At 71.2% G+C, this 13,159-nt stretch carries 12 protein-coding genes; 6 read left to right on the top strand and 6 right to left on the bottom strand.

Annotated elements, in window-relative coordinates; translation table 11 throughout:
- Positions 1–15 precede the first annotated feature (15 nt).
- Positions 16–879, bottom strand: a complete 864-nt coding sequence (locus Cs7R123_RS24885) for a class I SAM-dependent methyltransferase (protein WP_212830130.1) — start codon at positions 877–879, stop codon at positions 16–18.
- On the bottom strand, positions 879–1,178 hold the full coding sequence (locus Cs7R123_RS24880; protein WP_212830129.1) for a hypothetical protein: 300 nt from the start codon (positions 1,176–1,178) through the stop codon (positions 879–881). Before Cs7R123_RS24880 ends, Cs7R123_RS24885 begins: the two co-directional genes overlap by 1 nt.
- 52 nt (positions 1,179–1,230) lie before the next feature.
- Here Cs7R123_RS24880 and Cs7R123_RS24875 point away from each other — a divergent pair, with 52 nt between their 5' ends.
- On the top strand, positions 1,231–1,866 hold the full coding sequence (locus Cs7R123_RS24875) for a TetR/AcrR family transcriptional regulator (protein ID WP_244872118.1): 636 nt from the start codon (positions 1,231–1,233) through the stop codon (positions 1,864–1,866).
- 48 nt (positions 1,867–1,914) lie between these two features.
- Here the strand turns inward: Cs7R123_RS24875 and Cs7R123_RS24870 are convergent, their stop codons facing one another.
- Entirely contained in the window at positions 1,915–2,439 is a 525-nt protein-coding gene (locus Cs7R123_RS24870) for a GNAT family N-acetyltransferase (protein WP_212830128.1), read from the bottom strand.
- A gap of 138 nt (positions 2,440–2,577) precedes the next feature.
- Between Cs7R123_RS24870 and Cs7R123_RS24865 the strand changes: the two genes are divergently transcribed.
- Positions 2,578–3,936: an alpha-lytic protease prodomain-containing protein gene (locus Cs7R123_RS24865; protein WP_244872117.1), complete on the top strand. Its 1,359-nt coding sequence runs from the start codon at positions 2,578–2,580 to the stop codon at positions 3,934–3,936.
- A 98-nt stretch (positions 3,937–4,034) separates the two neighbouring features.
- A complete protein-coding gene (locus Cs7R123_RS24860; protein ID WP_244872116.1) occupies positions 4,035–6,398 on the top strand; it encodes a M4 family metallopeptidase in 2,364 nt (787 codons plus the stop codon).
- Between the two features lie 71 nt (positions 6,399–6,469).
- Here Cs7R123_RS24860 and Cs7R123_RS24855 read toward each other — a convergent pair whose 3' ends face one another.
- A complete protein-coding gene (locus tag Cs7R123_RS24855; RefSeq protein ID WP_212830127.1) occupies positions 6,470–7,012 on the bottom strand; it encodes a hypothetical protein in 543 nt (180 codons plus the stop codon).
- 75 nt (positions 7,013–7,087) lie between these two features.
- Positions 7,088–7,678 (bottom strand): TetR/AcrR family transcriptional regulator, encoded by a 591-nt coding sequence (locus Cs7R123_RS24850; protein ID WP_212830126.1) that lies wholly within the window; start codon positions 7,676–7,678, stop codon positions 7,088–7,090.
- A 331-nt stretch (positions 7,679–8,009) separates the two neighbouring features.
- Between Cs7R123_RS24850 and Cs7R123_RS24845 the strand changes: the two genes are divergently transcribed.
- Positions 8,010–8,762, top strand: coding sequence for an SDR family oxidoreductase (locus Cs7R123_RS24845; protein ID WP_212830125.1), 753 nt, complete (start codon positions 8,010–8,012; stop codon positions 8,760–8,762).
- Between the two features lie 58 nt (positions 8,763–8,820).
- On the opposite strand, the gene Cs7R123_RS24840 is transcribed toward Cs7R123_RS24845, so the two are convergent.
- On the bottom strand, positions 8,821–10,116 hold the full coding sequence (locus tag Cs7R123_RS24840) for a cellulose binding domain-containing protein (protein ID WP_212830124.1): 1,296 nt from the start codon (positions 10,114–10,116) through the stop codon (positions 8,821–8,823).
- Positions 10,117–10,368: 252 nt separating this feature from the next.
- On the opposite strand from Cs7R123_RS24840, the gene Cs7R123_RS24835 reads away from it, so the two are divergent.
- Entirely contained in the window at positions 10,369–11,310 is a 942-nt protein-coding gene (locus Cs7R123_RS24835; RefSeq protein ID WP_212830123.1) for a PaaX family transcriptional regulator C-terminal domain-containing protein, read from the top strand.
- A 336-nt stretch (positions 11,311–11,646) separates the two neighbouring features.
- The gene (locus Cs7R123_RS24830; protein WP_212830122.1) at positions 11,647–13,131 is read left to right on the top strand and encodes an endo-1,4-beta-xylanase; all 1,485 of its coding nucleotides are present in this window, start codon (positions 11,647–11,649) and stop codon (positions 13,129–13,131) included.
- Positions 13,132–13,159 lie beyond the last annotated feature (28 nt).

Raw genomic sequence — 13,159 nt, 5'->3', positions numbered from 1 at the left:
TTCGCGAGATGAGATCTACAGAGGTGTAGCGGCGCGGATGTGCCACAGCCCGGCCGGCAACCGGTAGCCGGCGCCGCGTTCGTGGTAGCGCCGCAGTAGTCGCACGGCCGCTGCTCGCGCCGCGGTCTGCCGGGCGACGGGGGCTGCCCGGTAGGCGGCTCCAGCCGGCCCGAGATCGATGAGCCACTCAGCGACGGCATCGGGTTCGTCCGGTGCTTCGAGTTCGACGTCGTATGGGTCGATGGCGATGTCCGTGAAGCCCGCCTGGCGCAGCACGTCGCTGATATGGGCGGGATCGGCGAAGGCGAAGGGGCCTGGCTCGGTGCCGACCGGCAACGGGGGCAGCGCACCCACGTGCGGGGCTGCGGCGAGCACCGCGGCCGGGAGCCATGGGTTGGCGGGGCCGTCACGGAACACGGTGGCGGACAGACGGCCGCCGGGGCGTAGCACCCGCTGGATCCTGGTGCTCGCGGCAACCGGATCGGCCAGCAACATCAGTGTCATTCGGGAGAAGGCCGCGTCGAACGGAGTTCCCGGCACGGTTGCCGCGGTTTCGATGTCACCGGCCGCGAAGTGGAGCCCGGGATGGCGGTCGGCCGGAAACCGTCGCCTGGCTGCCGCGATCATGTCCGTTGACAGGTCCAGGCCGACTGCCGAGCCGTCAGGGGCGGCCAGTGCCGCCAGGGCGGCGGTCGTGCCCCCGCAACCGCAGCCCACGTCCAGTACGTGCTCGCCCGGCTTCAGGTCCAGCGACCGCATCGCCACGGCTCCGAGCGGGTGGCCAAGCTTGTCGTGGCGTTCCGCCTGCCGGATCCAGCCCTCTGCCGCCTGTGCCCAGAAGTCGGCGTTGCGTGCCCTGAGCTCGGCGATGTCGGACATCAGAACGGCATCTCCGTGCCCGTCACCGACATCGAGCTGAACCCTGCCGCCTTGCTGGCGTCGAAGCCTTCTTCCTGGGCCGCCAGCCCGGCGGCGCGCATGAGCCGCTCGGATTGGAACCGCCGGAACGCCTGCTCGTCCTGCCAGATGTTGATGATCCGCCAGCCGCCGTCAACCGGGCCCGCGACGTGCGCGAGGAGGCCAGGCGGCCGATCGGGGCCGAGGTGCTGCTCCACCGAGCGGTACTCGGACTCGCTGACGCCCGGCATCTCCTGCACCACTCCGAACAACATGGTCATGACTCCATTCATTAAAGCTACACTCTAATGAATATGGCACTACACTCCGACCGTGGTTGTCAAGCGGCGATATGACTCATCGCGGCGGCACGAGCAGGCCCGCCAGACCCGGCGGGCGATACTGGACGCCGCGGCCAGGCTCTTCGTCAGTCCGGGATACGCGGCCACTCCACTCACCGCCCTCGCCGCGGAAGCCGGCGTGTCAGTGCAGACGGTCTATGCGGTCTTCGGGAGTAAGCGGCAGGTTCTGTCGGAACTGGTGGACGTGACGGTCGCAGGCGACGAGGAACCCGTGGCGCTGCCCGACCGCCCGTTCGTGGCCGAGATCAGAGCACTGGCCGATCCGAGGGCCAAGCTCGTCCGCTATGCACGGCACCTCACGCACACGCATGAGCGGCAGGCCGATGTGATGATCGCGCTCGCCGGAGCCGCCGCAGCCGACCCGGACGCGGCCGAGATATGGCAGAAGCAGGTCGACGACCGACGGCGGGGAATGTCCATCTTCGGCGCTGAACTGCTCGCCACCGGCATGCTGCGCCCCGAGCACGATGTCGGCAGCGTCGCCGACGTCCTCTGGCTGGCCATGGATTTCCGCAACTATGACTGGCTCGTCCGGCGGTGCGGCTGGCCTGCCGAACGATTCGAACGCTGGTATGTGGACACCGTTATCGCCGCGCTGTGCGCCTGACCGGGCGCCCCTGGGCACCTCGCACGCTGCTCGTGCCGTGCGGGTCGCTCAGACGTCGTCGGCCAGGCGGGCGTGCAGGTGCTCGTCGTGGCGCAGCCCGTCGCTGTACTGGTGCGACCGGCGCAACGTGCCTTCGAGCTGGTAGCGGGCCTGTGCGGCGACGCGGCAGGAGGCGGGGTTGCCGACCGCGTGGCAGAGCTCGATCCGGTACAGGCCGCCCTGCGTGAAGGCCCACTCGGACAGCGCGTTGACCGCGGCGGACGCGACGCCGCGACCTCGGGCGGGGGCGGCGGTCCAGTACCCGATCGACGCGTTGCCGCGTTGGATCTGGTTCAGCGACACCGCGCCCAGCAGCGTCCCGACCTCATCGCACACCGCGAGCGACATCCGGGTTCCGCAGCTCCAGTCGGCCCGCCACCGGATCCAGGCGGCGGCCCCCTCCAGGTCGGTGACGCCCTGCGAGTTCCACTGCGCGATGGCCGGGTCCGCCAGGGCCGCCAGCACAACGGGCGCGTCCTGGTCCTGCCAGGGCCGCAGCAGCAGGCCGGGGGCGCTCAGCTCGACATCGTCCACGGACGGAGAGTCTGCCAGACGCCGCCCGCGGTCGCCTGCGGTCATGAGCGTTGCTGCCCGTGCGCGGCCGACCCGACATGAACGGTAGGAGTCGTTCGGTAATACAGAACTGTTAAGTATGTTCATAGATTCGCCTGCATGGCTGACAGAAAGTGGACGGCGGCACTGACCGCCGGTATGGCCGCCTGCGTGGCCGCTTCGGTCGCCCTGGTGGTCGCCCCGGCCGCCATGGCCGGGACGGCCCCGACCCCTGCGGCGCCCCAGGTCGCGGCGGACCGGGGCATGGTGTCCGAACTGGCCCGTACCCTGCACATCAACCCCGAGCAGGCACTGGCCCGCCTCGGCCGCGAAGCCGCCTTCGCCCGCACCGAGGACGGCCTGCGCCGCAGCCTCGGTGCCGGGTTCGGCGGCGCCTACCTGAACACCGACGCCTCGGTGCTCACCATCGCCGTGACCGGCAGCACCGCCGCGGCGAAGGTGCGCGCGGCCGGGGCCGCCCCGGTCCTCGTCGCGCGCAGCGAGTCCGCGCTGCGGGACGCGGCGGCACGCCTGGACCGCCGGGCCGCCCAGGCCCCGCGCGAGGTGCCCGGCTGGTACCCGGACGTGCGCACCAACACCGTCGCGGTCCTCTACCGCGACGGCGGCCTCGACGCCGCCCGCGCCTGGGCGGCGGCCAGCGGGCTGGACAGCGGGGCGCTCCGGTTCGAGGCGAGCGCCGAGCAGCCCCGGCCGCTGATCGACGTCGTCGGCGGCAACGCGTACTACATCGGCAGCGGCACCCGCTGCTCGGTCGGTTTCGCGGTCACCGGCGGGTTCGTCACCGCCGGGCACTGCGGCACCTCCGGCGCCACCACGACCCAGCCCAGCGGCAGCTTCGCCGGGTCGAGCTTCCCGGGCAACGACTACGCCTGGGTGCGGGTCGCCGCCGGCAACACGCCCCGCGCGCAGGTCAACCGCTACCCGGGCACCGTCTCGGTCGCCGGTTCGCAGGCGGTCGGGGTCGGGGCGTCGGTGTGCCGGTCGGGTTCCACCACCGGCTGGCACTGCGGCACCGTCAACGCGCTCAACAGCTCGGTCACCTACTCGCAGGGGACCGTGACCGGTCTGATCCGGACCGACGTCTGCGCCGAGCCCGGCGACTCCGGCGGCTCGCTCATCGCCGGTGACCAGGCCCAGGGTGTCACCTCGGGCGGGTCGGGCGACTGCACCTCCGGCGGCACGACGTACTTCCAGCCGGTCAACGAGATCCTGCAGACCTACGGGCTGACGCTGACCGTCACCGGCGGCACCCCGCCGACCTCGCCCGGCCCCAGCACCTCGCCGGGCAACCCGGGCGGCTGCGGCGGCCTGCCCGGCTGGAGCGCCACCACGGCGTACGCGCCCGGCACGAACGTCGCATACGCCAGTCGCCGCTACGAGGCGACCTGGTGGTCGACCGGCGCCGAGCCCAGCGCGCCCGGTTCCTGGGCGGTCTGGGCCGACCGCGGCGCCTGCTAGCACGAATCCTCCCCTCCGGGTGGCCGGGACGCCTCCCCGCCAGCAGGCGTCCCGGCCACCCAACCCCGAAACACCACCCGCAGAAGGAGAACCTCCTCGTGAAATCCATCGGCCTCAGACTCACGTTCGCGGCGACCGCCGCGACGGCGGGTCTCGCCCTGGTGCTGCCGGGCGTGACCGGCGCGGCGGCCAGTCCCGCCGCCGCCCCGGTCCCGGCCCCGACCGCGGCCACCCTCGCCGCGACCGCCGCCGACCGCATCGCCGCCGCCGGGGCCGACGCCCTGGCCAAGGGCCCGGACGAGACCTTCGTACGCCGCAACGTCGTCGCCGGCTCCGGCGGCCTCCAGTACGTCGCCTACGAGCGCACCTACCGCGGCCTGCCCGTCCTCGGCGGCGACGCGGTCGTGGTCACCGACCGCGACGGCGTCGTACGCGACACCGCCTCCGCCATCGGGCGCGGCGTCAAACTCGCCACCACCACCGCGAAGGTGACCGCCGCCAAGGCGACCGCGGTCGCGCGTGGCCGGCTCGACCGCGTCGACCGGGCCGCCGCCGCGCAGCTCGTCGTCTTCTCGACGCTGACCGGGGACCGGCTCGCCTACGAGGTCGTGCTCGAAGGCGCCAAGCGCCAGGCGCCCAGCCGCCTGCACGTGGTCGTCGACGCGGCCACCGCGACCGTGCTGGACGTGCGCGACGACGTGCGGCTGGGCACCGGCAACGGCTACTTCAACGGCCAGGTCAGCATCGCCACCAGCGGTTCCGGCTCGTCGTGGTCCATGACCGACAACACCCGGCCGGGCCTGCGCTGCGGCGGCCAGGGCGGCACCGCCTACACCGGCACCGACGACGCGTGGGGCAACGGCTCCGGCACCAACCTGGAGACCGGCTGCGTCGACGCGCTCTACGCCGTGCAGCGCGAGTGGGACATGCTCGGCGCCTGGCTGGGCCGCAGCGGCATCGACGGCAACGGGGGCGGCTTCCCGGCCCGGGTCGGCCTGAACGAGGTCAACGCGTACTGGAACGGCAGCTACACCAACTTCGGCCACAACCAGGCCAACAACCGCCAGGCCACCCCGATCGACGTCGTGGCGCACGAGTACGGCCACGCCATCTTCCAGACCACGCCCGGCGGCGCCGGCTCCGGCAACGAGAACGGCGGCATCAACGAGTCGACCGGCGACATCTTCGGCGCGCTGACCGAGGCGTACGCCAACAACCCCAACGACCCGCCGGACTTCCTCGTCGGCGAGGAGGTCGACCTGGTCGGCAACGGCCCGATCCGCAACATGTACAACCCGTCCGCGGTCGGCGACCCGAACTGCTACTCCGCGTCGATCCCGAACACCGAGGTGCACGCCGCGGCGGGCCCGAACAACCACTGGTTCTACCTGACCGCCAACGGCTCGGCCGGCAGCGGCGGCAACCCCGCCAGCCCGACCTGCAACGGCGGCACGGTCACCGGCATCGGCATCCAGAAGGCGGGCCAGATCTACCTGGGCGCGCTGAACCTGAAGACCTCGTCGTGGCGCTACGTCAACGTGCGCACCGCGACCCTGCGGGCCGCGGTCAACCTGTTTGGCGCGTCGTCGGCCGAGTGCCGCACGGTCAAGGCGGCCTGGGACGCGGTCAGCGTGCCCGCCCAGTCCGGCGAGGCGCAGTGCACCGCGAACCCGGGCAACGACTTCTCGCTGACGGCCAGCCCCGGCAGCGGTACGGTGCAGCGCGGCTCGTCGGTCACCACGACGGTCTCGACCGCGACCACGTCCGGCAGCGCGCAGACGGTCGCCCTGACCGCGAGCGGCCTGCCGTCCGGGGTGACGGCGAGCTTCAGCCCGTCGTCGGTGACCTCCGGCGGCTCCAGCACGCTGACCCTGACCGCGAGCGCGTCGGCGGCGGCCGGCTCGGCCGCGATCACCGTCACGGGCACCGGCTCGGCGGCCACGCACACCGCGACGTACACGGTCACGGTCACGACGGTGCCGACCGGCGACGACTTCGCGGTGTCGCTGTCGCCCTCGTCGGCGACGGTGGCGGCGGGCAGCTCGACGACCGCGTCGGTGGGCACCAGCACCACCTCGGGCAGCGCCCAGGCGGTCAACCTGTCGGTGACCGGGGCGCCGACCGGCGTCACGGCGTCGGTGAGCCCGTCTTCGGTGACCTCGGGCGGCTCGGCGACGCTGTCGGTGTCGGTCGGGGCGAGCACGGTGGCGGGGACGTACACGCTGACCGTGACCGGTGCGGGCACCAGCGCGACCCACACCGCCACCTTCACCCTGACGGTGACCGGTGGCGGCGGCGGTGGCTGCGGCGGGCTGCCCGCGTGGAGTTCGGCCACGCCGTACGTCCCTGACGACGTGGTCTCCTACAACGGGCACCGCTGGAAGGCGACCTGGTGGTCGACCGGCGCGGAGCCCGGTGCACCCGGCTCGTGGGCGGTCTGGTCCGACCAGGGCGCCTGCTAGTCCGGCGTGGGGAGAGGGACGGCCGCCCGACTTCAGGGGGCGGCCGTCCCGCCTGTGCGGCCAGGACAGAGCTACGACAGAGCGGCGGCAGGGCTGGCGGCGGGCGTCGGCGCGGCGTCGCCGGCGGGCTGATACCTGGTGGCGAGCAGCGTGAACCAGGCGATGATCAGTATCGAGGCGGGGTAGAGCAGCTGCTCGGGGGCGATGTTCGCGACGAACGAGAAGCTGCCGAGCCAGACGCCGGTGATCGCGCCGACGATGCGGACGGCCCGGTCGCGGGCGCTGAGCGAGCTCATCAGGATCCACAGGCCCGCGAAGACGTGGCCGCCGAGGCGGACGGGCCAGGTGATCTCGTACGGCACCTCGTTGATGGACATGATGCCGGTGAGCACGTCCAGGGCGATCCAGCTGTAACCGGCCGCCTTGGCCCAGGCGGGCGCGTCCATCCGGTTGATCAGGAACAGGATCGCCAGGTGGAAGAAGACGCCGGAGTACTCCGGCCACACGACGCCCGGTTCGGCGATGGCGAACGAGACGACGGAGGGCAGGAACAGGACGATCGGCAGCAGCGCCAGGGTCCTGAACCCGAGGTACGGCTTGCGCGTGTCGAGCATGGGGTGCCTTTCTCAGCGAGGGGTCGGAAGTGGTCAGTGGCCGAAGGCGTGGCGCGTGTGCGGCGGTGTCGGCCGTCAGGCGACGGCGTCGGCGAAGGCGGTGATCGCCCGCAGATCGATCGGGGCAGCCTCGTCCAGCAGCGCGCGGCGGAACAGGAACGCCAGGTAGACGTCGACGAGGTGGCTCGCGAGGATCGCCGCCCCGGCGCGGGCCTCGCCCGGCTCCCGGCCTCTCGCCGCGACCAGCCAGGCCGCGCAGCTGACCTGTAGCTGGTCGCGGAAGCGGTCGGTCATGTCCGTGACGATGTCGCGGATGACCGGGTCCGTGGTCGCCTCGCCCCACGCCTGGAGGCCGACGCGTGCCTCGTCCCGCTCGACCCCGGCGGCCAACCGGGTGATCAGCTCGGCTGGGCTCGGCGGCTGCGCGCCGTCGGCGGCCGCGGTCAGCGTGCGCAGCCGGCGTTCGAGCACGTCCTGCGCGGCCGCCTGCACGATCTCGGCCTTGCTGCGGTAGTGGGCGTAGATCGAGCCGGCGGACAGGCCCGACTCCGCGGTGATGTCGGCGACTGAGGTGCGGTCCATGCCGTTGCGTACGAAGCAGCGCACGGCAGCCTGGATGATCTGGTCGCGTCGCAGCTCGCGACGCGCGTCGGTCAGTTTCGGCACGGCGGTTCCCCTGTGGTCGACGGCCGCAAACAGAATGTCTGCTCTGTATGCGTGTCCCCACCATACAAGGAGAATGGTTATTCTGTTTGTGGTGTGACCGGGGTCACGATCGGAGCCGGTCGCGCTGCCGGTGCGATTCGACCGCTGCGGCGTGACCGCGGTGCGCGACACCGCCGACCTGGACATCGCTCAGGCGCTAATGTCCGACTATCGGGCAAATCGGTCACGGTCGCCGTGGGCTGGCTCACCGCCGCCCGTCGTTGACTCGGACTCATCTTGTCCGAGTAAGATCTCGGATGAAAAGTGTCCGAGTTTATGGAGAGGCTCCATCATGAAGATCGTCATCATCGGAGGCACCGGCCTGATCGGCACCAAGGTCGGCGGGCTGCTGCGCGCCGCCGGGCACGAGGTCGTGGCCGCCTCGCCCAGCACGGGCGTCGACACCGTCGCCGGAACCGGTCTGGCCGAGGTGCTCACCGGCGCCGACGTGGTCGTCGACGTGACCAACTCGCCGTCCTTCGAAGACCGCGCCGTGCTGGAGTTCTTCCAGACCTCCACCCGCAACCTGCTGGCCGCCGAGGCCGCCGCCGGGGTCGGCCACCACGTGGCCCTGTCCATCGTCGGCGCGGACCGCATCCCGGACAGCGGCTACATGCGGGCCAAGGTCGCCCAGGAGAACGTGATCAAGTCGGGGCCGGTGCCGTACACCGTCGTGCGCGCCACGCAGTTCCTGGAGTTCGTCGGTGCCATCGCCGACGGGGCCACCCAGGGCGACGGCGTGCACCTGCCGCCGGCGCTGATGCAGCCGATCGCGGCCGACGACGTCGCCGCCGCCCTCGCCGAGGCCGCGACCGAGCCGCCGGTCGGCGGCGCGGTCGACATCGCCGGTCCGGAGCGCTACGGCCAGGACGAGTTCGTGCGGCGCTTCCTGGCCGCCGAGCACGACACCCGGACGGTCGTCACCGACCCGGCGGCGCGCTACTTCGGCGCCCTGCTGGAGGAGACGTCGCTGGTGCCGCTCGGTGAGGCCCGCCTGGGCGCGATCAGCCTCGCCGACTGGCTCGCCGCCCGCACCGCCGGCTGAGCCGCGGACGGGGCCGGGCGTGGTGCCCGGCCCCGTCTCGCCGTACGGCACGGGCATGTCAGGTGGTGCTGGCGCAGACCGGTGCTGGAGTCGACAGAGTTCCGTTGGCGAGGAAGCCGAACGTGGTGGACGCGCCAGCCGCCAGCGAGCCGTTGTACGAGACGCTTCGGACCGACGCCGTCGTTCCGTTCACGGACAGGGTTCCGTTCCACACCTGGGTGATGGTCTGACCGCTGCCGAGCGTCCACTGCACGGTCCAGCCGCTGATGGGTGAACTGCCGGCCGTCACCGCGATCTCACCCTGGAAGCCGCCCGGCCACGAGTTGACCGTCTTGTAGCTCGCGGTACATCCGCCGCCGGGCGGCGGCGTGGACGGCGCCGGGCTGCTGCTCGGGGACGGACTGCTGCTCGGCGACGGACTGTTCGGCGGCGGGCTGCTGGGGGGCGGGCCGCTGGAGAACTGGGCCAGGAAGGTGTTCACGGCGGCCGAGGTCCAGGTCCGTATGCCGCTGGTGGCGGTCGTTCCGTCCACCGGGCTGGGCGTGTGGTCGCCGTCGAACGCGGCCCACTGGACGGGATACCCCGATCGGCAGCCGGCGTAGACCGTGGTGATGTGGGTCAGGCTCGCCTGGCCGGGCTCGCGCGGACTCTGCGCGGTGCAGCCGTTGTTCCTGACGAAGGTGTCTCGCAACGAGCGTCCGTTGGAGATGTTGAGCACGCTGTCGTGGGTGCCGTGGATGCCGAAGTAGGCGACCGGCTGCGTGCCGCCGCCGCATCCGCTGAGGTTGGCGCCGGAGTAGACCACCACCGCGCGGAAGACCGCGGGGCGGGCGCACGCCAGGGCGTAACTCATCGAGCCGCCGTAGCTCCACCCCATCGCGAAGACCTGGCTCGTATCCACGCAGAGGGCACCCTCGACGAGTGCGGTCAAGTCGTCGACCAGGGTTATGTCCCGGCCGCCGGTGTTCGCCCAGCCGTTGTCGACGCCCTGCGGCGCCACGAAGATCGTGCTGTTGTTCGACAGCTGCTTCTGCCCGTAGAAGGCCCACGCCGACCCGTCGGGTCCGCCGGTGGCGACATCGTTGGCGGTGCCGTTCAGCCAGTGCATTCCGAAGATCAGCCGGTACGGGTGGGTGCTGCTGTAGCCGTCCGGAATGCTCAGGATGTAGCTGCGGTTGAGGCCGCCGCTCTGGATCGAGCGGGCGCCGCTGGTCAACGTCGGGCTCTTTCCGCAGCCCGCGGTCGAGCCCGCCTCGGCCAAACGCGGTATCAGCAGCGTGGCACCGGCCACCGCGGTGATCAACAGACCCGCCAGTGCGGCTCGGCGCAGGCGGGGTCCGAACGTTCCTGTCATGACACTCCCTCGTCGGAGGACGGTCGCCGGGCAGCCTCCCGGTGCGCCATGCCCCAGCGCACCGGGAGACCCGGTCACGGAACGTTGTCGGGCTCCATCGACGACGTGTGACAGGTAGTGTGCCCGTAGGGCAGAAAAGTGTCAATCGACTCTCTCGGATGTGCTGGCGGCATTGCGACGTCGTACGGTGCGGCGCGCATATCATGGCCCTGCCTTGCCGTGGATCGAGTCCATCGAAGTGCCGGAGCCGCCGTGGTAAGCCCGTTCGAGATCGAGGAGATCTTCCCCGACGTCGCCGCCGGGTCACGCCTGCCGCGACGCCAGGAGGCCAACTCGGCGCAGGGGCTGACGGCGACGCTGGTGGCCGACTACACGCTGCCCACGCGTGCGTGGCTGCCGACCGCGGCCATCGTGACGCTGCTGGCCGAGTCCGGGGTCAGTGCCGCCGGTGCCCGTACGGCCGTCAGCCGGCTGGCCCGCCGCGGCGTGCTGGAGAGCTCCCGCAACGGACGGCACAGCGCCTACCGGCTGACCCGGGAGGCCGCCGCCGAACTGTCGGCAGGCGGTGCGTGGATCGCCCGGTTCGGGGCGCAGAATTCGTGGGACGGGTGCTGGACGCTGGTCGCGTTCACCCTGCCCCAGGAGCAGGGCTCGCAGCGGCGGATGTTGCGCGGCCAGCTGCGATGGCTCGGGTTCGCGCCGCTGTACGACGGGCTCTGGGTCTCGCCGGACGCGTTGAACCCGACCGTCAGGCAGCGGCTCGCCGCCGTCCCGCTCGGCGCGATGACCGTCTTCCGCGCCGACCACGTCGAGCTGGCGACCGCGACCAACCGCAACCCGATCGAGGCCTGGGACATCGCCGCCATCACCCGGCACTACGCGGCCTTCGACCGTCGCTGGAGCCCGCTGGTCCCACGCGTCCGCGCCGGACTGATCACCGGGGCGGAGGCCGTCCGGGCCCGGGCGGAGATCATGGACACCTACCGACGCATCCCGCTGCTGGATCCGCATCTGCCGATCGGGCTGCTACCGGCCGACTGGCCCCGCGTCCGCGCCCGCGAGGTGTTCACGGCCGTCTACGACGGACTGGCCGAGCAGGCCGAGGAGCATGTGCGCACCGTGGTCGGCAGGTCTTGCGATCACCCTGGCGCCGACATCCGAGCTCACACCGTCGCCCGGATGTCCGCACTCTGAGCTATCGATACGGCTCCGGAAGTTTCGGAGCAACCATGATGGTCGAGAGTGTTACGGGATTTTGTCGAACGTCGACGATCGTGGCGAGATTCTGGTCAAGATTTCCTGATAATGCCTGTGAACTGGAATAACCGTCAACGGAGTTGGTCCGGAGCGATCGGGCGAGCGGACAAATTGTACGGATTTCTTGGACACGACTTCCGGAAGGCTTTCGGAAGTCGCCATTGCGGAGCGGTGTCGGGAGTGGCAGCATGCGTCGGTATCAATCCCGCGATGCCGGTGCCCGCCCCGCCCCGCCCGGAGCGAGGTGAGCCCCGGCCAGGAAAGGAGACCGTGATGACAGCCTCTCCCACTGCGCATCAGGGCGCAGACCGGCGGAAACGATCGCCGATCCACAAGGTCTTCCTCGCCGGCGCGGCCGGCGTGGTCGCGACCCTGGCGGTCGTGGCCGTGATCCCGAACGCCAGCGCCGCCGCCGGCACGCTGGGCGCGGCCGCCGCGCAGTCGGGCCGGTACTTCGGCACCGCCATCGCCGCGAGCAGGCTCGGCGACTCGACGTACACCACGATCGCGGCCCGTGAGTTCAACATGGTGACGGCCGAGAACGAGATGAAGCCCGACGCCACCGAGCCCAACCGGGGCCAGTTCAGCTTCGGCTCCGGCGACCAGATCTACAACTGGGCCACCCAGCGCGGCCTGAAGGTCCGTGGCCACACCCTGGCCTGGCACTCGCAGCAGCCCGGCTGGATGCAGAGCCTGTCCGGCAGCTCCCTGCGCCAGGCGATGATCGATCACATCAACGGCGTCATGGCCCACTACAAGGGCAAGCTCGCCGCCTGGGACGTGGTGAACGAGGCGTTCAACGAGGACGGCAGCCGCCGGCAGTCGAACCTGCAGAACACCGGCAACGACTGGATCGAGGTGGCGTTCCGCACCGCCCGCAACGCCGACCCGTCGGTGAAGCTCTGCTACAACGACTACAACATCGAGAACTGGTCGTACGGCAAGACCCAGGGCGTGTACCGCATGATCCAGGACTTCAAGTCCCGGGGCGTGCCGATCGACTGCGTCGGCCTGCAGACCCACTTCACGGGCGGCAGCTCGCTGCCGGGCAACTTCCAGACCACGCTGTCCAGCTTCGCCGCCCTCGGCGTGGACGTGGCCCTGACCGAGGTCGACGTGACCAACGCGTCGACGTCGCAGTACTCGGGGCTCACCCAGGCGTGCATGAACGTGTCCCGCTGCATCGGGATCACGGTGTGGGGCGTGCGGGACAGCGACTCCTGGCGCTCCAGCGAGAGCCCGCTGCTGTTCAACAGCGGCGGCGGCGCGAAGGCGGCGTACACCTCCGTCCTCAACGCCCTCAACGCGGCCAACCCGCAGCCGTCGTCCACGGCGTCCCCGTCACCCGCCCCGTCCTCCTCGCCGCCGCCCTCGGGTGGCGTCAACCGGATCGTGGGCGCGCAGTCGGGCCGGTGCATCGACGTGCCCAACTCGTCGCAGACCAACGGCACGCGGGTGCAGCTGTACGACTGCCACGGCCAGAGCAACCAGCAGTGGACCTACACCTCCAGCAAGCAGCTGAAGGTCTTCGGCTCCATGTGCCTGGACGCCGCCGGCTCCGGCAACGGTTCGGCGGTCCAGATCTACAGCTGCAACAACCAGAGCAACCAGCAGTGGAACGTCAACTCCAACGGCACCATCACCGGTGCGCAGTCCGGACGTTGTCTGGACGTCTGGAGCACCGCCAACGGCGCCCAGGTCCAGCTCTACGACTGCAACGGCCAGGCCAACCAGCGCTTCAGCCTGAGCGCCAGCTGACCGACGCCGAACCGTGAGCCGTCGCCCC

Origin of the sequence: Catellatospora sp. TT07R-123 (assembly GCF_018327705.1) — a bacterium.
Taxonomy (GTDB): Bacteria; Actinomycetota; Actinomycetes; order Mycobacteriales; family Micromonosporaceae; genus Catellatospora.
The sequence above is the reverse complement of the archived record's forward strand: the minus strand, read 5'-3'. Positions and strand labels throughout refer to the sequence as shown.

Bases quoted from the DNA above. Each gene is read 5' to 3' on its own strand.
- Cs7R123_RS24885 (WP_212830130.1), bottom strand. From the start codon at position 879: ATGTCCGACATCGCCGAGCTCAGGGCACGCAACGCCGACTTCTGGGCA.
- Cs7R123_RS24880 (WP_212830129.1), bottom strand. From the start codon at position 1,178: ATGACCATGTTGTTCGGAGTGGTGCAGGAGATGCCGGGCGTCAGCGAG.
- Cs7R123_RS24865 (WP_244872117.1), top strand. From the start codon at position 2,578: ATGGCTGACAGAAAGTGGACGGCGGCACTGACCGCCGGTATGGCCGCC.
- Cs7R123_RS24855 (WP_212830127.1), bottom strand. From the start codon at position 7,012: ATGCTCGACACGCGCAAGCCGTACCTCGGGTTCAGGACCCTGGCGCTG.
- Cs7R123_RS24845 (WP_212830125.1), top strand. From the start codon at position 8,010: ATGAAGATCGTCATCATCGGAGGCACCGGCCTGATCGGCACCAAGGTC.
- Cs7R123_RS24840 (WP_212830124.1), bottom strand. From the start codon at position 10,116: ATGACAGGAACGTTCGGACCCCGCCTGCGCCGAGCCGCACTGGCGGGT.
- Cs7R123_RS24830 (WP_212830122.1), top strand. From the start codon at position 11,647: ATGACAGCCTCTCCCACTGCGCATCAGGGCGCAGACCGGCGGAAACGA.